17 protein-coding genes are annotated in these 18289 nt (G+C 70.3%); 9 read left to right on the forward strand and 8 right to left on the reverse strand.

Annotated features, from left to right (window positions below; translation table 11 throughout):
* Positions 1 to 4: 4 nt before the first annotated feature.
* Complete coding sequence (locus M3Q23_04460; GenBank protein ID MDP9341364.1) at positions 5 to 2338, reverse strand: APC family permease; 2334 nt, start codon at positions 2336 to 2338, stop codon at positions 5 to 7.
* A gap of 67 nt (positions 2339 to 2405) precedes the next feature.
* Here M3Q23_04460 and M3Q23_04465 point away from each other — a divergent pair, with 67 nt between their 5' ends.
* Positions 2406 to 3065: a TrkA family potassium uptake protein gene (locus tag M3Q23_04465; protein ID MDP9341365.1), complete on the forward strand. Its 660-nt coding sequence runs from the start codon at positions 2406 to 2408 to the stop codon at positions 3063 to 3065.
* A 4-nt stretch (positions 3066 to 3069) separates the two neighbouring features.
* Positions 3070 to 3753: a TrkA family potassium uptake protein gene (locus M3Q23_04470; GenBank protein ID MDP9341366.1), complete on the forward strand. Its 684-nt coding sequence runs from the start codon at positions 3070 to 3072 to the stop codon at positions 3751 to 3753.
* Here the strand turns inward: M3Q23_04470 and M3Q23_04475 are convergent.
* Together M3Q23_04475 and M3Q23_04480 are read right to left on the reverse strand one after the other, a co-directional pair.
* On the reverse strand, positions 3750 to 4124 hold the full coding sequence (locus M3Q23_04475; GenBank protein MDP9341367.1) for a hypothetical protein: 375 nt from the start codon (positions 4122 to 4124) through the stop codon (positions 3750 to 3752). The two genes, M3Q23_04470 and M3Q23_04475, sit on opposite strands and share 4 nt — an antisense overlap.
* Positions 4125 to 4149: 25 nt before the next feature.
* Positions 4150 to 6378, reverse strand: coding sequence for a sodium-translocating pyrophosphatase (locus M3Q23_04480; GenBank protein ID MDP9341368.1), 2229 nt, complete (start codon positions 6376 to 6378; stop codon positions 4150 to 4152).
* A 239-nt stretch (positions 6379 to 6617) separates the two neighbouring features.
* Here M3Q23_04480 and M3Q23_04485 point away from each other — a divergent pair, with 239 nt between their 5' ends.
* Complete coding sequence (locus M3Q23_04485) at positions 6618 to 7628, forward strand: hypothetical protein (GenBank protein ID MDP9341369.1); 1011 nt, start codon at positions 6618 to 6620, stop codon at positions 7626 to 7628.
* A 36-nt stretch (positions 7629 to 7664) separates the two neighbouring features.
* Here M3Q23_04485 and M3Q23_04490 read toward each other — a convergent pair whose 3' ends face one another.
* Together M3Q23_04490 and M3Q23_04495 are read right to left on the reverse strand one after the other, a co-directional pair.
* Positions 7665 to 8168: an ATP-binding protein gene (locus M3Q23_04490; protein ID MDP9341370.1), complete on the reverse strand. Its 504-nt coding sequence runs from the start codon at positions 8166 to 8168 to the stop codon at positions 7665 to 7667.
* The gene (locus M3Q23_04495) at positions 8168 to 8500 is read right to left on the reverse strand and encodes an STAS domain-containing protein (protein ID MDP9341371.1); all 333 of its coding nucleotides are present in this window, start codon (positions 8498 to 8500) and stop codon (positions 8168 to 8170) included. The genes M3Q23_04490 and M3Q23_04495 overlap by 1 nt, the downstream gene beginning before the upstream one ends.
* 121 nt (positions 8501 to 8621) lie before the next feature.
* On the opposite strand from M3Q23_04495, the gene M3Q23_04500 reads away from it, so the two are divergent.
* Together M3Q23_04500 and M3Q23_04505 are read left to right on the forward strand one after the other, a co-directional pair.
* Positions 8622 to 9344, forward strand: a complete 723-nt coding sequence (locus tag M3Q23_04500; GenBank protein ID MDP9341372.1) for a hypothetical protein — start codon at positions 8622 to 8624, stop codon at positions 9342 to 9344.
* A complete protein-coding gene (locus M3Q23_04505; GenBank protein ID MDP9341373.1) occupies positions 9341 to 10246 on the forward strand; it encodes an LCP family protein in 906 nt (301 codons plus the stop codon). Before M3Q23_04500 ends, M3Q23_04505 begins: the two co-directional genes overlap by 4 nt.
* Before the next feature lie 10 nt (positions 10247 to 10256).
* On the opposite strand, the gene M3Q23_04510 is transcribed toward M3Q23_04505, so the two are convergent.
* Positions 10257 to 11282: a sodium:calcium antiporter gene (locus M3Q23_04510; GenBank protein ID MDP9341374.1), complete on the reverse strand. Its 1026-nt coding sequence runs from the start codon at positions 11280 to 11282 to the stop codon at positions 10257 to 10259.
* A gap of 179 nt (positions 11283 to 11461) precedes the next feature.
* Here M3Q23_04510 and M3Q23_04515 point away from each other — a divergent pair, with 179 nt between their 5' ends.
* The 3 genes from M3Q23_04515 (at position 11462) to M3Q23_04525 (ending at position 15421) form a co-directional block, all read left to right on the forward strand.
* Positions 11462 to 12457 (forward strand): hypothetical protein, encoded by a 996-nt coding sequence (locus tag M3Q23_04515; protein ID MDP9341375.1) that lies wholly within the window; start codon positions 11462 to 11464, stop codon positions 12455 to 12457.
* Positions 12458 to 12653: 196 nt separating this feature from the next.
* Positions 12654 to 14921, forward strand: a complete 2268-nt coding sequence (locus M3Q23_04520; GenBank protein ID MDP9341376.1) for a DEAD/DEAH box helicase — start codon at positions 12654 to 12656, stop codon at positions 14919 to 14921.
* Positions 14918 to 15421: a TIGR00725 family protein gene (locus M3Q23_04525; GenBank protein MDP9341377.1), complete on the forward strand. Its 504-nt coding sequence runs from the start codon at positions 14918 to 14920 to the stop codon at positions 15419 to 15421. The genes M3Q23_04520 and M3Q23_04525 overlap by 4 nt, the downstream gene beginning before the upstream one ends.
* Here the strand turns inward: M3Q23_04525 and M3Q23_04530 are convergent.
* Positions 15414 to 15920, reverse strand: coding sequence for a hypothetical protein (locus tag M3Q23_04530; GenBank protein ID MDP9341378.1), 507 nt, complete (start codon positions 15918 to 15920; stop codon positions 15414 to 15416). The two genes, M3Q23_04525 and M3Q23_04530, sit on opposite strands and share 8 nt — an antisense overlap.
* Before the next feature lie 230 nt (positions 15921 to 16150).
* Here M3Q23_04530 and M3Q23_04535 point away from each other — a divergent pair, with 230 nt between their 5' ends.
* Positions 16151 to 17428, forward strand: coding sequence for an IS1380 family transposase (locus M3Q23_04535; protein MDP9341379.1), 1278 nt, complete (start codon positions 16151 to 16153; stop codon positions 17426 to 17428).
* A gap of 199 nt (positions 17429 to 17627) precedes the next feature.
* Here the strand turns inward: M3Q23_04535 and M3Q23_04540 are convergent.
* On the reverse strand, positions 17628 to 18289 hold a 662-nt coding region (locus M3Q23_04540; protein ID MDP9341380.1), incomplete at its 5' end, for a M23 family metallopeptidase.

Raw genomic sequence — 18289 nt, forward strand, 5'->3', positions numbered from 1 at the left:
CGCCTCACTCCAACTGGTAGGGGACGCTCGACAGGATCACCCGCGGCTCGAACAGCAGCAGCCGCTTCACGAACAACGCATTCTGGTTGTGCAGGAGCCAGTGGCGCCGCTTCCGCACGATCAGCTCGGGGAGCACCACCGATACCACGGTGTCCTCCCGGGCCGTGAACCGGCGAACCTCCTCCAGCATGGGCCCGCGGAGGTCCCGGAACGGGGCCTCCACCACGTCGAGCGGGATGTCGTAGCCCTTGGCCGCCCACTGCTCCTGGATGGCCCCACCCTCCTTCGGACCGAGCGCGAAGAACACCGCGCGGGTCTCCTGGGCCCGGAGCGAGCGAGTGTAGTGCACCGCCCTGGTGGTGGCGTCGTGCACGCCCGACGCGAACAGCAGCGCCACGGTGCGGGTGGGCACGAGCGGCCTCCCGTCCACGCCGAGCGGCAGGCCTCCCCGCAGCAGGACCGGGACGTCCGCCACCACGATCCCGGGCTCCCGGAGCAGGCTGCCCTTCAACCGGATCAGGTCGCGCCGCCGCAGGAGGTACCCGAGGCCCGGCTCGTCGATGAGCTCGGGGATCACCACCGTCACGAAGTCGTTCTCCCCCCTGGGAATGCCGGCGATGTAGCCCTTCAGGGCGTCCCTCAGCTTTCCGTCGGGGGCCCGGATGATGTCCAGACCGACCTCCCCCCTGCAGAACTCGCCCCACCGTTGGGCCAGCTCCGAGGGCACGCCGTCCCGCGACACATGGACGGCGTGGAGGTCGCTGGGCCGGAACGACCGGACGTACCCGAGCGCCTCCGCCGTTGCCGGACCCACGTCGGAGACCAGCAGCACGACGTGGTTCGACACGGCCATGCGGGCCGGGAGCGCCTCCCGCCGGAGCTGTGTCCGGACCGCCGCGTAATGGCGGTGCACCGATTCCAGGACGACCACGATGACCACCATGGCCGCCATGGCGATCCAGGCTCCGTGGGTGAACTTCGTGACCGCCGTGATGGCGAGCACGAGCGTCGTGGCCACGCCGCCGACGGCGTTGATGGCGATGGAGGTCCGCCATCCCTGGGAGGACTTGCCGGGCTCGTCCTTCACCCGGATCCAGTGCCGGACCATCCCGAACTGGGACAGCGTGAACGCCGTGAACACGCCCACGATGTACAGCTGGATCAGCTTGTCCAGGTTCGCGTCGAACCCGATGATCAGCACGATCGACATCGCGGCCAGCACCACGATGCCGTTCGAGAACACCAGCCGGTCCCCGAGGTTCCGGAACTGCCGCGGGACGAAGTTGTCCTGAGCCAGGATGGCCAGCAGCCTGGGGAATCCCTGGAACGACGTGTTCGCCGCCAGCACCAGGATGAGCGTGGTGAACACCTGGACCAGGTAGAACCCCGGGCCTCCGTGGAACACGGCGTGCGCGATCTGGGCCACCACGGACCGCCGCTCGCTCACCGTGGCGTGGGCCCGGGTGGCCAGGAACGAGACCCCCAGGAACATGGTGATGGCGACGGCGCCCATGTACAGCAGGGTCCGCTGGGCGTTACGGGCCTGGGGCCGGTTGAAGATGGGGACGGCGTTGGAGATGGCCTCGACGCCGGTGAGGGCCGTCGCGCCCGAGGAGAACGCGTGCAGGATGACGAATAGCCCGAGGGGCGCGGCGACGTGGGCCAGCCCGGGCAGGGGCGGGACGGGTTCCGCCTGTGGGCAGCCCCCGGTGGCGCACTGCACCATCCCCACCACGATCACCGCGAAGACGCAGGCGATGAAGGCGTACGTGGGGAAGGCGAAGAGCTTCCCCGCCTCGCGGACGCCCCGGAGGTTCGCCAGGGTCAGCAGCACCACGAACCCCACGGACAGCTCCACGGTGTAGGGCAGCATGTGGGGTGCGAACGACACGATGGCCACCACGCCGGCCACCACGGACACGGCCACGGTCATGACGTAGTCCACCAACAACGCGCCCGCGCCGATCAGGGCCGGGAGCGTCCCCAGGTTGTCCTTGGCCACCACGTACGCGCCGCCTCCCGACGGGTAGCCCTTCACCACCTGGACGTAGGAGATGACCACGATGGCCAGCAGCGCCGCGATGGCGAACGCGATCGGCATCACCAGGTGCAGGGACCCGGCGCTGGCCGCGAGGAGGACCACCATGATCTGCTCGGTGGCATAGGCCACGGACGACAGCGGGTCCGAGGACAGGATGGGAAGCGCCAGCACCTTCGGCAGCGTGGTGTGCTCCATGTGCCATGTCGGCTGGCTCCGCCCCACCAGCAGGCGCTTGACCACGGTCAGGGCCGAGCGGCGGGGCAGGGAGGCAGGCTGGTCGGAGCTGGGCGTTGACATCGACCGAGGGATTCTAGGTCCGCCCGAGATGCGCGGCTGTCACCACCGGGCGTTACGCTAGCGGCCGATGAAAGTCGTGATCATGGGGTGCGGGCGGGTGGGCGCCGAGTTGACCGCGCAGCTGGCCAAGTCCGGCCACGAGGTCGTCATCATCGACAAGCGGGCCGACGCCTTCTCCCGGCTCCCCCCCGAGTTCGAGGCCCGGACGGTGGTGGGGGTGGGGTTCGACCGGGAGATCCTGGAGGAAGCGGGGATCAAGGACTGCGACGCCTTCGTGGCCGTCTCCTCCGGGGACAACTCGAACATCCTGTCGGCCCGGGTGGCCCGGGAGTACTACCACGTGCCGAACGTGATCGCACGCATCTTCGACCCGCGCCGCGCGGAGATCTACGAGCGGCTGAACATCCCCACGGTAGCGAGCGTCCGGTGGACCGCCAAGCAGATCATGCTGATGCTGTCCCACTCCCGGGAGGAGATCAAGGAGAGCCTCGGGGGCGGCGAGCTGTTCCGCATGCGCATCGAGGTCCCCCCGCACCTGGTGGGCCAGCCCGTTTCCTCGCTGACGGCCGACCGGAAGGTCATCGTGGCGGGGGTGGACCGGGGCGGCCGGGGCTTCATCCCGGACGCGTCCAGCACGTTCCAGGAGGGCGACCTGGCCCACGTCATCGTGCACCGCGACGCCCTCGACACCCTGGACCAGCTCCTCACCCCCATCGCGGAGGGATGACGCGGTGAGAGTGGTCGTGGCGGGAGGCGGAGCGGTGGGTCGGCACCTGGCGGCGGATCTCCAGGAACGCGGCCACGACATCACCCTCATCGACCAGAACCCGGCCGTGACGGCGAAGATCGACGCCACCGCGCCGGGCGTGGAGGTCGTGCTGGGCGACGCCTGCGAGCTGTGGGTCCTGGAGAAGGCCCACGTCCGGGAGGCCGACGCGCTGGTGGCGGCGACCGGCGACGACGAGGACAACCTGGTGATGTCGCTGTTGTCGAAGCAGGAGTTCGGGGTGCCCCGCGTCCTGGCCAGGGTGAACCACCCCCGGAACGAGTGGCTGTTCACCGAGCAGTGGGGCGTGGACGATGCGGTCTCGCCGCCCCACATCCTGACGGCGCTGGTGGAGGAAGCCGTGACCGTGGGCGACCTGGTCCGGCTGCTCCGCCTGGAGCGGGGCAAGGTTGGGCTGGTGGAGGTGAAGCTGACCGCCGGCTCGCTGTTCACGGGAAGGCCCCTGTACGAGCTCCGGCTCCCGCCGGACTCCACCATCGTGGCCATCCTCCGGGAGGGCCACGTGGTCATCCCGCAGCCGGAGACCGTCCTGACCGCCGACGACGAGATCCTGGCCCTGGCCGCGCCGGACGCCGAGGACGCCTTCCGCACCGCGTTGATGGGTCCCCGCGAGGGCGAGTCGGCCTAGGAGCCGGCCTGCGCGGCGAACTCGTACTTCGGGTTCACCATCTTGCGGCCGCCGGAGGGGGACTGCACCAGCACGCCTTCCACCACGAGGCGCTTGCCCAGCACCAGGCCGGGGATCCCGCGGCGGCCCGTCCACACCGCGGTGACCTCGCCCGTCCCGTCGGAGAGCACGGCCTCCAGGGAATCGAACGCATCCCCCGGGACCATGGAGGTGCGCTTGACCACGGCGGCCAGTCGGACCGAGGTGCGGAGCGGCGCCTCGGCGATCCGGACGGTGTCGGGCACGGAGGCCGCCCACTCGGCCACGGTGCCGGCCAGGCGTTCCTCGTCCGTCTCCGAGAGCCGCCGCATGAACCGGCGGAACGCGCCCATCTCCTCGACCCTACCCGCCCCGCTGCTACCTCTCGGCGGCGGTGGCCTTGGGGGGCGCGAGCTCGGTCGCCTTCCGGGACTTCGAGTACCAGATCGCGGCGGCCAGGATCAGTCCCGCCCCGATGCCGATGGCCGCCCGGGCCCCGATGCCGCCCCCCACCGAGTACTTGACCACCAGCGGGACGATCAGCAGCGCCACCAGGTTCATGACCTTGATCAGCGGGTTGAGGGCCGGGCCCGCGGTGTCCTTGAAGGGATCGCCCACGGTGTCGCCGATGACCGTGGCCTTGTGTGGCTCGGACCCCTTGCCCCCGTACAGGCCCTCCTCCACCAGCTTCTTCGCGTTGTCCCATGCGCCGCCGGAGTTCGCCAGCATCACCGCCAGCAACTGTCCGGTGAGGATGGCCCCCGCCAGGAACCCGCCCAGAGCCTCGGCCTTCAGCAGGAAGCCCACGACGACCGGGGCCAGCACGGCAAGGAGGCCGGGCGTCAGCAGCTCCTGGAGCGAGGTCCGGGTGACCAGGTCCACCACCCGGCCGTAATCGGGCTTCTCCGTGTAGTCCATGATCCCGGGATGCTCGGCGAACTGGTTCCGGACCTCCATGACCACGCCGGAGGCCGCCCGGCCCACCGCGCGGATGGCGAGAGCGGAGAACAGGAAGGCCACGGAGCCGCCGATCAGCAGGCCCACCAGTACCTCAGGGTTGTCCACGCGGACGTGGAACCCGGAGCCGCCCGCCGCGCTGCGAAAGGCACCGAACAACGACGTGGCCGCGATGACGGCGGTGGCGATGGCCACCCCCTTGGTGGTGGCCTTGGTGGTGTTGCCGATGCCGTCGAGCTCCTGGAGGGTGATGGCCCCCTGGCCAGTCACGTCCCCGGACATCTCCGCGATGCCCTGGGCGTTGTCCGACACGGGGCCGTACGTGTCCATCGACACGATGACGCCGACCGTCGACAGCAGTCCCATCCCCGTGAGCGCGATGAAGTACAGGCTCTCGCCGGCATTGCCGTGTCCCAGGAAGAAACCGCCGATCACCGCGCCGGCCACCAGCAGGAGGGCCCACACCGACGACTCGAGCCCCACCGCGAATCCCGACAGGATCGTGGTGGCCGGTCCGGTCAGGGAGGCCTCGGCGATCTCCTTCACCGGTCGCCGCCGGGTCGAGGTGTAGTGCTCCGTCAGGAGCTGGATCACCACGGCCAAGCCCAGCCCGATCAGCACGGCCCAGAATCCCCGGTAGTCCTTGAGGTACAGGCCGGCCAGGCCCAGGACACCCAGCGCCGACAGGAGCGCCGACAGGAAGAACCCCCGGTTGATAGCGCGCTGGCCGTGCTCGGTGTCGGAGCGGGGCGTCACCGCGAGGATCCCGAACACCGCCGTGATGACCCCGACCATCATCACCAGCAGCGGGAACAGCACGCCGCGCACGCCGAACGTCCCGAACCCCAGGATGATGGCCGCCACCAGCGTGACCTGGTAGGACTCGAACAGGTCGGCGGCCATGCCCGCGCAGTCGCCCACGTTGTCCCCCACGTTGTCCGCGATGACCGCCGCGTTCCGCGGGTCGTCCTCCGGGATGCCCTGCTCGACCTTTCCCACCAGGTCGGCGCCCACGTCGGCGGCCTTGGTGTAGATGCCGCCGCCCACTCGCATGAACATGGCGATCAGCGCGGCCCCGAACGCCAGGCCCTCCAGCACGTCCGGCGCGTCCGGCAGCTTGTAGATGAGCAGGATCAGCGCGGCTCCCAGCAGCCCCAGGCCGACCGTGAACATCCCGGCCACACCCCCGGTTCGAAAGGCGATGGTGAGGGCGCGGCGGTAGCCGGATTCCCGGGCGGCGTTGGCCACCCGCACGTTCCCGCGGACGGCCAGGCCCATCCCGACGAAGCCGGTGACGGCGGACAGGCAGGCCCCGAACACGAACGCGACGGAGCGCCCGAACCGGATGGACAGGTCGGAGTGGACGGCGTCCTTCGGCACCGGGAGCACGAAGAACAGCAGCACGGTGAGGACGGCCGCGAACGGTGCCAGGGTCCGGAACTGCCGGTTGAGGTAGGCCCGGCTCCCCAGCTGGATGGCCCGGGCGATCTCGCGCATCTTCTCGGTGCCCTCCGGCGCCGAGAGCACCCCGCGCCGCAGGAAGTACGCGACCACCAGGGCCAGCAGGGACACGCCGACGGTGATCCACAGCAGGTCGGTGTCGAACGGGCGGAAGGCGATGGACGCGCCCGCCGCGGCCAGGTACCTCATCGATCCTCCAGTCCTTCAGAACGCGCGGATGCAGGGGTCGACCGTGGGTCGGGCCAACCCGGCGCGCTGAGCGCCGGTGGATTATAGGCGTTCACGTCCAGCGCCCCGGATGGGGAATTGGACCGTAGCGGAGGACCGCCGTGCGAGGAGTCGAGGTGAGCACCGGATCGCATCCCCGACCGCCCAGAACCCTCTCCGGCCTCGGGCAACGCTGGCTCCGCCCCGAGGGCGGCTGACGCATGGAACCCGCCGCCGCCGTGCCCGTGTTCCTCGCGGGAACGCTCGTGAGCCTCGGCACCAGCTGGGTCCTGGTCTCCAGGCTTGAGCGAGTGGGCGAGCGCCTGGGCTTCTCGGAGGCGCTCCTCGGAATCCTCGCCGCGCTCGCCGCGGATGCCCCGGAGATCACCGCCGCCATCACGGCGCTGGTCCACCACGAGCCGCGGGTGGGGGCCGGCGTCGTCCTGGGCTCGAACGTGTTCAACCTCGCCGCCCTGCTCGGCCTGGGAGCCGTCCTGGCCGGGCGGATTGCGTTGCACCGCCGAGTGATCCTGCTCGGGGGCACCGTGGCGATTTGGGTCGCGGCGGTGTGCCTGGCTGCCGTGCTCGGACTCGTCTCGGCCCTCACCGGTCTCGTGCTCGCGATGGCGGCGCTGGCGCTGTACGTGTTTGTCCTCGGCGAAGGGCCCCGGAGGCTCACCCGCCTCCCCCTTCCCCGCCGGTGGGTGGTCTGGCTCGGGTCCGCCGTCGCCGAGGAGGAGCTGGAGCTGGCCGTGGCCATCCGGCCGCAGCGGGGACGTCCCCGGGACACCATTGTCGCGGGCGGGTCCCTGGTCCTGGTCATCGTGGCCAGCGCCGCCATGGAACGAGCCGCGTCGGCGCTGGGCGAGCGCTACTCGGTTCCTCCTCTCGTCGTGGGCGGCCTGGTGCTCGCGGCGATCACGAGCCTCCCGAACGCGGTCGCGGCCAACTACCTGGCCGCCAAGGGAAGAGGAGCCGCCGTCCTCAGCACGGCCCTCACCAGCAACAACCTCAACGTCGCCCTGGGACTCCTGCTGCCCGCCACCATCGTCGGCCTGCAGCCGCCCTCTGGTAACACCACGCTCGTCGCCGCCTGGTACCTGGGGCTCACCACCCTGGTCCTGGGATGGGCCTATCGCGATCACAGCCTGGGCCGGGTCGCCGGCGCCGTGGTCATCGCGGCCTACGTGGTGTTCGTGGGCCTGCTGCTCGCGACGACCGGCGCGACGTGACCGGCGGCCGCGTCCGGCGACCACGTCCGTGTCGCGTCAGGGGCGCTCGGGGGTCTCCGGCTCCTCCGGCGGGGCGTCCACGATGGTCATGCGGACGACCGAGCCGCCGCCGTCACGAGGGGACAGCTGGAAGTCGTCCACGAGCCCCTGGATCAGGGGAAGGGACAGCCCCCGATCGAAGCTGAAGTCGAGCGAGTCGGGGTCGTCCTCCGAGCTCGGGACCTGCATGACCGGGAACTGGCCCCGGTCCCCGATCACGATGTGCAGCCGGTCGCCCTCCAGGTCCGCCTGGACCTCCACGGGGTCGGTGCGGCCGGCCCGGGAGGTCATGGTCACGGCGTTCGTGCACGCCTCCGACGCCACCAGCTTGGCGTTGTCCACGAAGTCGGCGGAGAACCCGCCCAGGCGGGCCGTCGCGCCGACCACGTGGCGGACCAGCCCCACGAACTCCGCCGCCGGAGGGATCCGGATGGCCACGTCGGGGACGGGAGACGCGTCGGCGATTCCGGCGACGGCGTCGTCGCGTGCGCCGGAAGCCACTACGCCAGGGCCTCGTCCGTCGAGCCGAAGATCGGGAAGACCTTGGCCAGGCCGGTGATGTCGAAGATCTTCATGATCCGGTCCTGCGTCACCACCAGCCGCAGCTCGCCGTCGTTCGACTTCACCCGCTTCAGCCCGCCCACCAGCACGCCCAGCCCCGTGGAGTCCAGGAAGTCCACCGACGACATGTCCACCACGATCTGGGTGGCGCCCCCCTCCACCAGGTCGATGAGGGCCTGGCGAAGCCGGGGAGCCGTGTAGACGTCGATCTCGCCCCGCAGCGTCACGACGCTGCGGTCACCACGCTTGTCTGTTTCCAGTTCGAGATTCACGGGCGGAAGGTTACCCCCAACCAGGAGGAGCCGCGCAGACGGCCCGGCGGTCGAACGCCTGTTGGGCCGGCGGCCTTGCACAGTTGAAGTTACCGCCACCCATCGCTACCCTTCCTCGGTCTTGTCCGAAGCTCGACACGCACTCCCCTCCAGCCGCTGGCGCATCGCGGCGTTCGCCGCCGTCATCGTGGTGGTGGGCGGTGGCATCGCCTTCTTCCTGCTCAAGAACCATGGAGGGTCGACCACCCCCGGCTCCATCACCACCACGGGCTCGCCCTCCCCCAAGACGCCCAAGTTCGACTTCAAGCTGCTCGGGGCCAAGGCCATCCGCTCCTCCGACTCCACCAAGGCCGCCGATCTCAAGCAGACGGCGGACCAGTCCGCCCAGGACATCGCGAGGACGCTGGACCGCATGTACAGCCTGGCGTTCCTCGATCCCTCGAACTGGCAGCACGGCACGTACAGCAACGTCTACGGGTTCTTCGACCTGGGCAAGGCGCAGAAGATCGCGGCCCGGGACACCGCCCTGCTCACGTTGGGGACGGGAGCCGGGGACCAGTTCTCCACGGTCCTGCCGAGCGCCGGCACGCTGAAGGTCCGGGTGCTGATGGACCCCAGCGGCAACGCCTACACGGCGGTCGCCATCGCCCACTTCGCGGCCAGGGCGACGGACAAGTCGGGAACGGGCGAGACGACCGTGGTCAGCACGGCCCAGTACTTCATGCACATCCTGGAAGGCGGATGGACCATCTACGGCTACCGAGTGGAAAGGAACGACCACCCCGTGAAGTCCAAGGTTCACACCCCGTCCCCCACCGCCGCCCCGAGCGCGAGCGCCACATGAGACGGCGCGTCGCGTTCGTCGCCGCCTCCCTGGCCATGTGGGTCGCCGGCTCCACCCTCGGCACCACGCCCATCCAGCAGGCCGCGGCCCTGCCCTTCATGACCATCGGGGCCGCGCATTCCGCCCAGCTGCTGCCGGCGCTGGACGGCAAGAAGCCGGTGTTCATCCTCGCTCTCGGCACCGACACCAGGAAGCACAACGACATCGGCTGCGGCTGCGCGGACTCCATCCACCTCATCGGGATCGACCCCCGGAAGCGCAATGCGACGGTGCTGGGGTTCCCGCGCGACTCCTGGGTGGACATCCCCGGCCACGGGATGAACAAGATCAACACCGCCCTGCACTACGGAGGACCGAAGCTGATGGTGGACACCATCGAGGCCATCACCGGTATCCACATCGACTTCTACGTGCTGACGACGTTCGGCGGGCTCACGGACATGGTCAACAGCGTCGGCGGCGTCACCGTGGACGTGCCCTACCCCATGCACGACCACTACTCCGGGGCAGACTTCGAGCCCGGCCCGATCCACATGGACGGCCAGCAGGCCCTGGCGTTCGCCCGGGACCGCCACGACGTCCCCAACGGCGACCTCAGCCGGTCGGCGGACCAGGGCATCCTGTTCCTGTCGGCGCTGGCGGAGTTCCGGGGCGACTTCGACAAGAGCCCGAGCAGCCTGCTCACGTGGATGGGGGCCGGGCTGCGGAACATCGAGACCGACCTGCCGTTCGAGGAGATGCTGAAGCTCGCCTTCACCGCCGCCGAGGTCACGCCGGCCAAGGTGAAGAACCTGGTGGTGCCGGCGACGCTCGGGACCGTCGGCGCGGCCAGCGTGGTGTTCATCTCCAGCTCGGCCCAGGCCATCTACACCAACATGAGGGACGACGGGCTGGTCAACTGAAGAGCGCTCGCTACCGCGCCCGGGCCACCAGATAGAGCACGAATCCGACGTACAGGGCGCCCTGGAGCAGGAGCAGCCTCGGCCCCATCCGCCCTCGGACCACCAGGGTCACGTAGAGCAGCGCTCCGGCCCCGAGCGCCACCAGCGCGGCGACCAGCGACTCGTGCGACAGCCTCCACGGGGTGAACAGCAACCCGATGGCGACCGGGAACACCGCCTGAAACACCATCGCCCCCGTGATGTTGCCGACGGCCAGGGTGTCCTTGCCTCGCCGGGCCCAGATCACGCTGGCGTTGAAGATCTCGGGGAGCTCGGTGGCGACCGGGGCGACCAGTAGCGCGAAGGGAAGCGGCCGGACGTGGAACTGGCCTGCCAGGTCGGTCACCACCGCGACGAACAGGCGGGCTCCGGCCACGATCACGGCCAGCCCGGCCAGCGTCTGGAGCACGCTGGCCCAGGTGGGCGGCTTCCCGCGCACGCCTCGAACCGCGAGCCCGCGCAGGTACAGCGGCTTGATCTCGCCGGCGGCCTCCTGCTCGACATCCCGTTCCACGGGACCGCGGAAGTGCCTTCGCACGTACAGGCCGTACGCGACCACGAGGGCCCCGGCCAGGACCCAGTGGAACGGCTTCCAGTGCCACAGGCCGGCCACGACCGCCAGGGAGAAGAGCATCAGGAAGACCCCGAGATCCAGGCGGGGGACCCGGGGGTTGGCGCGGATGTCGCGGCTTCGCCGGCCCGTCGCGGAGTAAACCAGCACGGTCAGGCCGAGGACGAACATGGCCAGGGTGGTGAGCATGAAGGGCGCCCCCAGGATGGCCCCGACGCCGATCTCCTTCCCGGTGCCGTGGCCGAGCATGATGGCGATGAGGGGCAGGACCGTCTCCGGGAGCGCGGTGCCCACCGCGGCCAGCACGCTGCCGATCGCGCCCTGGGAGAGCCCGAAGCCATCCCCCACCCACTCCACTCCGTTCGTGAACAGCTCCGCGCCGCCCAAGATCACCCCGAGCGCCACGACCAGCAGGACCCAGTCCACTGAGCGCCGATCCTAGCCCGCCCAGCGACGTGCCTGGGTCCCCGCGAGCCCCCTTCGCCCGCGCGTCACGTCGACCCGTTGACGAGCCACGGTCGGCCGGCCCGATTTGCATTCCGAGACTCCGGGCTTCAAATGCTCTGCGCTGCAGGTGCTCGTCTCGACGGAGAGGGAGGTCGGTCATGCTCGGACGCATCCTTCGGGTAGCCTTGGTGCTGGCTACGGTGACGGGATTCGTGGCGGCTGGGGGCCCGGCCACTGCGGCCGGCACTACGTACAGGGTCCAGGTCGACGGAAGGCCTCCCAAGGGTGAGCCTTGGGCCTTCCTGCGGTTCTTCCCCGGCCACCAACTGACCGTGGATCAGGGAGACGTGGTGGAGGCGGCCTGGGACGGGACCGACACGCCGCATACGGCGACGTTCGTTCCCACGGCCCACCCCGAGCAATGGCGGGCGGATCACCAGCAGCCGGGTGGCGACTTTCCCCTCATCGTCCCCGACGCCGCCGTCGGAGGGGATGACGACGAGCTGGTGCTGAACCCGTCGGTGCTCGCTCCGACCGCGTTCGACTGTGGCACCAGCGCGACTCCGTGCAACTTCGACGGCTCGTCGTTGGTGAACAGTGGGTTCCAGTTCTCCGATCCGAGCAACGAGCCGTCGTTCTTCGCCAAGGTCAACGCGCCCGTGGGCCAGTACAGCCTGCTGTGCCTGGTCCACCCAGGGATGGAGATCGCCCTGAGCGTGCTTCCTTCCGGCACGGACATCCCAAGCCCGGACGAGGTGGCGGCAGAGACGGCCTCTCAGCTCAAGCACGCTCGCATCGTGGACGGCGAGGCCGCAGACGAGCAGGCACAGCACCTGGCCAAGTCCAACCTGGCCGGTGGCCACAAGCGGCTCACCATCCACGCCGGCGGGTTCGACAGCGGGGTCACCGCCAACGAGTACCGCGACAAGGGCGTCACCCTGGACGTGGGAGACCAAGCTCAAGGTCCTCGGCAACTTCGAGATCCATACGGCCACGTCCCCCGAGAGCGCGTTCGACACCGTGCCGTTCATCGTGACCCAGTGCGAGGTGCCCGGGCCCGATACTCCGGCGACCTCTCCTGCCGACTGCGCGAAACCGACGGACTTCCAGGTCGCCCTCAATACGAAAGCCGTCGCTCCGACGAAGTCCAATAACCTGGCGAAGCCGTCCAAGTTCGTGAGCTCCGGACTCCTCGGCGACCCGTCGGCCAGCTTCACGTTCGATGCCGCGAAGCGGGGCACGTACACGCTGATCTGCCTGGTGCATGGGCCGGAGATGACGTTGACGGTGAGGATCAGGTAGCCGGACTCCTCAGGGGGGTCCGTCCCGGGCGGCGCGTAGGATGCCCGGATGGACCCCCGGGCGTTCCTGGGCACCCTGGCGGCCGACGTGGACGTGTCCGGCTCGCTCGTGCACGTGGAAAGGCTTCCCGCCCGCGGTCCTGAGCTGCTGCCCTTCGGCGATCTCCCCCAGCTGGTCCGGGACCGGCTGGCGCTGCTCGGGATCGACGGCCTGTATCCGCACCAGCGGCGGGCGCTCGACCTGGTCACCGGCGGCGGCAACGTGATCGCGGCGACCGGGACCGCTTCCGGCAAGACGCTGGTCTACAACCTGGCCTTCGCGGCGCGGGCCGTGGCCGACCCCAAGGCGACGGCGCTGTACCTGTTCCCGACCAAGGCGCTGGCCCGCGACCAGCTGCGGCAGGTGCGGGCCCTGAAGCTGCCCCAGATCCGGGCGGCCGTGTACGACGGCGACACGCCCTCCGCCGAGCGCCCATTGATCCGGCGGAACGCGAACCTCGTGATGTCGAACCCCGACATGCTGCACGCGAGCATGCTGCCCGACCACGCCCGGTGGGCCGACTTCTTCCTTCGCCTGGCCTACGTCGTGGTGGACGAGGCCCACGTCGCCCGTGGGGTGTTCGGGTCGCACGTGGCCATGGTGCTGCGGCGGTTGCGCCGGCTGGTGGCCCGCTATGGCGGCGACCCTCGGTTCGTGCTGGCCTCGGCCACCATCGGGAACCCGGCCGAGCTGGCGGAGCGGCTGGTCGGGCTGCCGTTCTCAGAGGTCGCCGACGACGTCTCGCCCCGCGGCGAGAAGCTCTTCGCCCTGTGGAACCCGCCCATCGTGGACGAGGAATCGGGAACCCGGCGGGGCGCGGTGTCGGAGTCGGCCTGGCTGCTGGGGCGGCTAGTGGAGGCGGGCGTGCGCACCATCGCGTTCGCCCGCTCCCGCCGGGCCGCGGAGCTGCTGGCGGAATTCGCCCGGCGCGAGGTTCCCGGCGGCCTGCGATCGAGGATCAAGGCCTACCGGGCGGGCTACCTTCCCGAGGAGCGCCGCCGGCTGGAGCGGGCCCTCGCGGAGGGTGAGCTGGTCGCCGTGGCGGCGACCTCCGCGCTCGAGCTGGGGATCGACGTGGGCTCGCTCGACGCCGCCGTGCTGGCCGGGTACCCGGGCACGCGTGCCTCCATGTGGCAGCAGGCCGGAAGAGCCGGGCGCCGCGAGGAGGGCTCGCTGGCCGTGCTGGTGGCCCAGGACGACCCCCTGGACCAGTACCTGGTGGCCCACCCGGCCGACCTGTTCCAGCGCCCTCCCGAGGCCGCGGTCATCGACCCGACGAACCCGTACATCCTGGAGCCCCACCTGGCCTGCGCGGCCCGCGAGCAGCCCCTGGCCGAGGAGGAGCTGGCCTTCTTCGGGCCGGCAGCGGAGGCGGCCGTCGCCCGGCTGGAGGAACGGGGCGAGCTGGTCCGCCGGCGGGGCACGCTGCACCACCGCGGCCAGCAGTCGCCCCACCGCCGCGTCGACATCCGGTCGGCCAGCGGCGGCCAGGTCACCATCGTGCTGGAGGACACGGGCGAGATCATCGGGACGGCCGACGAGAGCCGGGCCCACTTCACCATCCACACCGGCGCGATCTACCTCCACCAGGGGGAGCAGCTCGAGGTGTCCCTGCTGGACCTGGAACGGGGCGTGGCGCTGGTGAAGCCCTCCGACGCCGACTACTACACGCAGTCCCGCGACGTCACCGACATCCGGGTCGTGCAGGTGCTGGACGAGGACGAGCTTGGGGAGACGCCCATGCTGTTCGGCGACGTCTCGGTGACCCGGCAGGTCACGGGGTTCGTCCGCAAGCTCCACGTGACCGGCGAGATCGTGGACGAACAGCCCCTCGCGCTCCCGCCGCAGACGTTGGTCACCAAGGCGGTGTGGTGGGCCGTCCCGAACGTGGTCATCGCCCGGGCGGGGGTCCGGGCGGCCGACCTCCCGGGCGCGGCCCACGCCGCGGAGCACGCCGCGATCGGCCTCCTGCCCCTCATCGCCACGTGCGATCGCTGGGACGTGGGCGGAGTCTCGACGCCGTTCCATCCCGACACCGGTGGGTGCGCGATCTTCATCTACGACGGGTACCCCGGCGGGGCGGGGATCGTGGAACGGGGGTTCCTGGCCGGGCGGCGGCTCCTCCAGGCCACCCTGGAAACGGTCCGGGACTGCCCGTGCTCGCGAGGGTGCCCGTCCTGCGTGCAGTCGCCCAAGTGCGGGAACGGCAACGAGCCGCTTGACAAGGCGGGCGCGGTCGCGCTGCTGGCCGCCATCCTGGGCCAGGCGTGGGGATGAGCCCGCCGGCGGAACCTCCCGTCTACGTCGCCGTGTGTGGGCCCGGCGTCGCCTCCGCCGAGGAGGAGGCCTGGGCCGAGGAGGTGGGGCGTCTCCTGGCCCGGGAGGGTGCCGTCGTCGTGTGTGGCGGCATGACCGGCGTGATGGACGCCGTGGCCAGAGGGGCCGCCGAGGAGGGCGGCGTCAGCATCGGCATCCTCCCGACCCCCGACCGGGCCGGCGCCAGCGCGCACCTGACCTACTCCATCCCCACCGGCCTGGCCGAGGCCCGCAACGTCCTGGTGGCCCGGGCCGCCGACGTGCTGATCGCGATCTCGGGTGAGTTCGGGACCCTGTCGGAGATCGCATTCGCGCTCAAGTTCGGCGTGCCGGTGGTGGGACTGTCCACCTGGGAGCTTCATCGCCGAGCCCAAATCGTCCAGGCCTACCCCACGGCGGCGACACCGGCCGAAGCCGTACGCGAAGCGCTCCGCCTGGCCCCGGGAGCGACGCCTAGCTGAGCGCAGCGCAGAAGGCGAGGTCTTGCACGAATGGACCGGCGACCGAGAACGTTCCGTCAGCATTGATCGAGAACGTGCCGGCGTTGAGGAGCACGACCCCGCTTCCCGGCAGCGTCACCCTGAATCCCAGGCCGGCGATGTGCAGCGAGGTGAGATCGCCGGTGGACGGATCGAACATGGCGATGACGGGGCCAGCTCCGGGGCTTTTGAGCGTCTTTCCGTTGGCAGAGAAGGTCAAGGAGATGACCCCGGTCTGGATCGCCTCGACCAGACGGCCCTGGGCGTCGGTGAAGTCGGTCTCTTGATTGATGCCCTCCACATGGAAGACCACGGGGAACTCACACAGGCCCGTGATCGTGACCGTCTTCGAGAAGGGCCCGCTGGTGTGGATGACCGACGCCGCGGCCGGGGTCGAAGCAGCTGCTGCAACCAGCAACGCCACCCCAAGCAACACGGCCACCCCGAGAACCCGACGGCTCGTCGCATTCGCCTCGTCCATCTTCGCCTCCTCTTCTCGCCCCCGCCGGTCGAGCCCGCCGGGACATCTGTTTCCCGATGGTTCATGGATGCTCGAGGAGCGGCTGCGCTTAGCCTGAATCCACCGGAGAACCTGGCTAACCAGGGGGTCGAACGAGGAAAAAGGTGCCTCTGACCTGGGAGAATGGGCGGTGACCAAACCAACCGACCCTCCCGGAGAAAGGCACCTTTCGGATGCAATCTTCCCACGCCTTGGACCGCATCGAAATCACCTTCGACGATGACCACGCGGTGGCCAACGCGGGGCTCGTCCTGACCGCGACCCTCGGTGCCCGCCTCGGGCTGGAGGCGCTCGTGGACGAGACGGTCGACCTCGGGCAGCGTCCCGGAGCGGCCCGTCCCGGACGCAAGGTCATGACCCTGGTCCAGTCGATGGTTGCGGGCGGGGACTCGATCGACGACGCGGACGTGCTTCGCTCCGGAGCCACCGAGCAGGTCCTTGCCCACCGGGTGATGGCTCCCTCCACCCTCGGCACGTTCCTGCGCTCGTTCACGTTCGGCCACGTCCGCCAGCTGGACAAGGTGGCCGAGGCCGCTCTTCACCGGGCGTGGGCGGCCGGAGCGGGGCCTGAAGACCAGCCCATGACGATCGACGTCGACTCCACGGTGTGCGAGGTCCACGGCCACCACAAGCAGGGCGCCGCCTACGGCCACACCCGGGAGCTCGGCCTGCACCCCCTGCTCGCCACCCGGGCGGAGACCGGGGAGGTCCTGCATGTGCGCCAGCGCAAGGGGTCGGCCAACACCGCCCGGGGCGCGGTGCGGTTCACCCCGGAGCTGGTGGCCCGGGTCCGCCGGGCGGGTGCCACCGGGGCGCTCACCGTGCGGGCCGACTCGGGCTTCTGGTCGGAGAGACTGATCGGGACGTGCCGGCGCCTCGGGGTGTCCTTCTCCATCACCGTCCGCCAGATCCCGCAGGTCAAGGAGGCCATCGCCGCGATCCCGGGGGAGCGATGGGCGCCGATCGACTACACCGAAGGCGGCGTGGCCCAGGTGGCCGAGACCACCTACAAGGGGGACCGCCTGATCGTCAGGCGGACCCGCCTGGTCGGTCCCCAAGCCGAGCTGTGGCCGGACTGGCGCCACCACGCGTTCATCACGGACCGGGAGGGCGGGGCGATCGAGCTCGACGCCGATCACCGCCGTCACGCCGTGATCGAGCTCGCCATCCGGGACCTCAAGGAAGGAGCGGGGCTGAACCACTGCCCCTCGGGGCGGTTCTTCGCCAACGCCGCCTGGCTGGTGCTCGCCGCCTTGGCCCACAACCTCCTTCGGTGGACGGCCTGCATCGGCCTGGAGATCGACGGGCCGATCGTGGCAAAGACCATCCGTCGGCGGTTCATCGCCGTGGGTGGGCGACTCACCCGTTCGGCCAGGCGGCTCCACCTGCATCTGCCGACGGCCTGGCCGTGGGCGGAGGCGTTCCTCCTCGCCCTTCGGCGACTGCGCGCACTGCCGCTTCTCGCCTGAGTCCTTGCTCTTCCTGAACGAGTCCACCCGATCGATTCCGCACGTCCCGGTTCCCCGCTCATCGGGTTCGGGCCGACCGCTCGGACATCGAGACCAACCACAGACCGATCCCGGCGTCACCGGCCGATGCAGAGCCGCGGTTGCGACCGCCGCGACCGGCCCTACCTCGGAACAGCGGCTTCGAACGGTGGATTCAGGCTTAGCAGACGGCGTTGAGGAACGGGTATGGGTCGATGGCGTCGCCGATGACCGTGTACCCGTAGGGGCTGCGCCAGGGGTTGGACGGGATCACGTTGGGGTGCCACTCGAAGTGGTCGTGGGTCGGCCCGCCCTGGGCGTCGCCCGAGTTGCCCACATAGCCGATGACCGTTCCCGCGCTGACCGAGCCGAGCTGGCCGATCTTCGACATGTGGGCGTTGTACACGTAGCCCTGGGAGCCGCTCACGATGACCGCGTTGCCACCCAGGCCGTTCGTGGCGTTCGACGCGTTCCCCGAGAACGGAGCGACGATCGGCGTGCCGAGCGGGGACATGATGTCGTTGCCGGCGTGCGGGTGGTAGCCACCGGCGTAGCGCGGGGCGCCGAACCCGTCGCTGTAGCCATGGGGACCCTGGACCGGGCACATGGCGAAGGGCTGGCCGGACACGCCACCACCGCCGCCACCGCCCGAGCCGCCACCGCCGCCACCGCCCGAGCCGCCACCGCCGCTCGAGCCGCCACCGCCCGAGCTACCGCTGCCGCCCGAGCTACCGCCGTTGTTGTTCTGCTGCTGCTGCTGTTGTTGCTGCTGCTGGGCGGCGAGCAACCGGGCGGCCGCGTCCTCGCGAGCCTTCTTGTCCTTCAGCTGGCCGACCTGGGCGG

The organism is Actinomycetota bacterium, assembly GCA_030774015.1.
Classification (GTDB): Bacteria; Actinomycetota; UBA4738; order UBA4738; family JACQTL01; genus JALYLZ01.

Excerpts from the sequence above, each read along its gene's own strand:
- M3Q23_04460 (MDP9341364.1), bottom strand. The coding sequence starts at position 2,338 with ATGTCAACGCCCAGCTCCGACCAGCCTGCCTCCCTGCCCCGCCGCTCG.
- M3Q23_04465 (MDP9341365.1), top strand. The coding sequence starts at position 2,406 with ATGAAAGTCGTGATCATGGGGTGCGGGCGGGTGGGCGCCGAGTTGACC.
- M3Q23_04475 (MDP9341367.1), bottom strand. The coding sequence starts at position 4,124 with ATGGGCGCGTTCCGCCGGTTCATGCGGCGGCTCTCGGAGACGGACGAG.
- M3Q23_04480 (MDP9341368.1), bottom strand. The coding sequence starts at position 6,378 with ATGAGGTACCTGGCCGCGGCGGGCGCGTCCATCGCCTTCCGCCCGTTC.
- M3Q23_04485 (MDP9341369.1), top strand. The coding sequence starts at position 6,618 with ATGGAACCCGCCGCCGCCGTGCCCGTGTTCCTCGCGGGAACGCTCGTG.
- M3Q23_04505 (MDP9341373.1), top strand. The coding sequence starts at position 9,341 with ATGAGACGGCGCGTCGCGTTCGTCGCCGCCTCCCTGGCCATGTGGGTC.
- M3Q23_04515 (MDP9341375.1), top strand. The coding sequence starts at position 11,462 with ATGCTCGGACGCATCCTTCGGGTAGCCTTGGTGCTGGCTACGGTGACG.
- M3Q23_04520 (MDP9341376.1), top strand. The coding sequence starts at position 12,654 with ATGGACCCCCGGGCGTTCCTGGGCACCCTGGCGGCCGACGTGGACGTG.
- M3Q23_04525 (MDP9341377.1), top strand. The coding sequence starts at position 14,918 with ATGAGCCCGCCGGCGGAACCTCCCGTCTACGTCGCCGTGTGTGGGCCC.
- M3Q23_04530 (MDP9341378.1), bottom strand. The coding sequence starts at position 15,920 with ATGGACGAGGCGAATGCGACGAGCCGTCGGGTTCTCGGGGTGGCCGTG.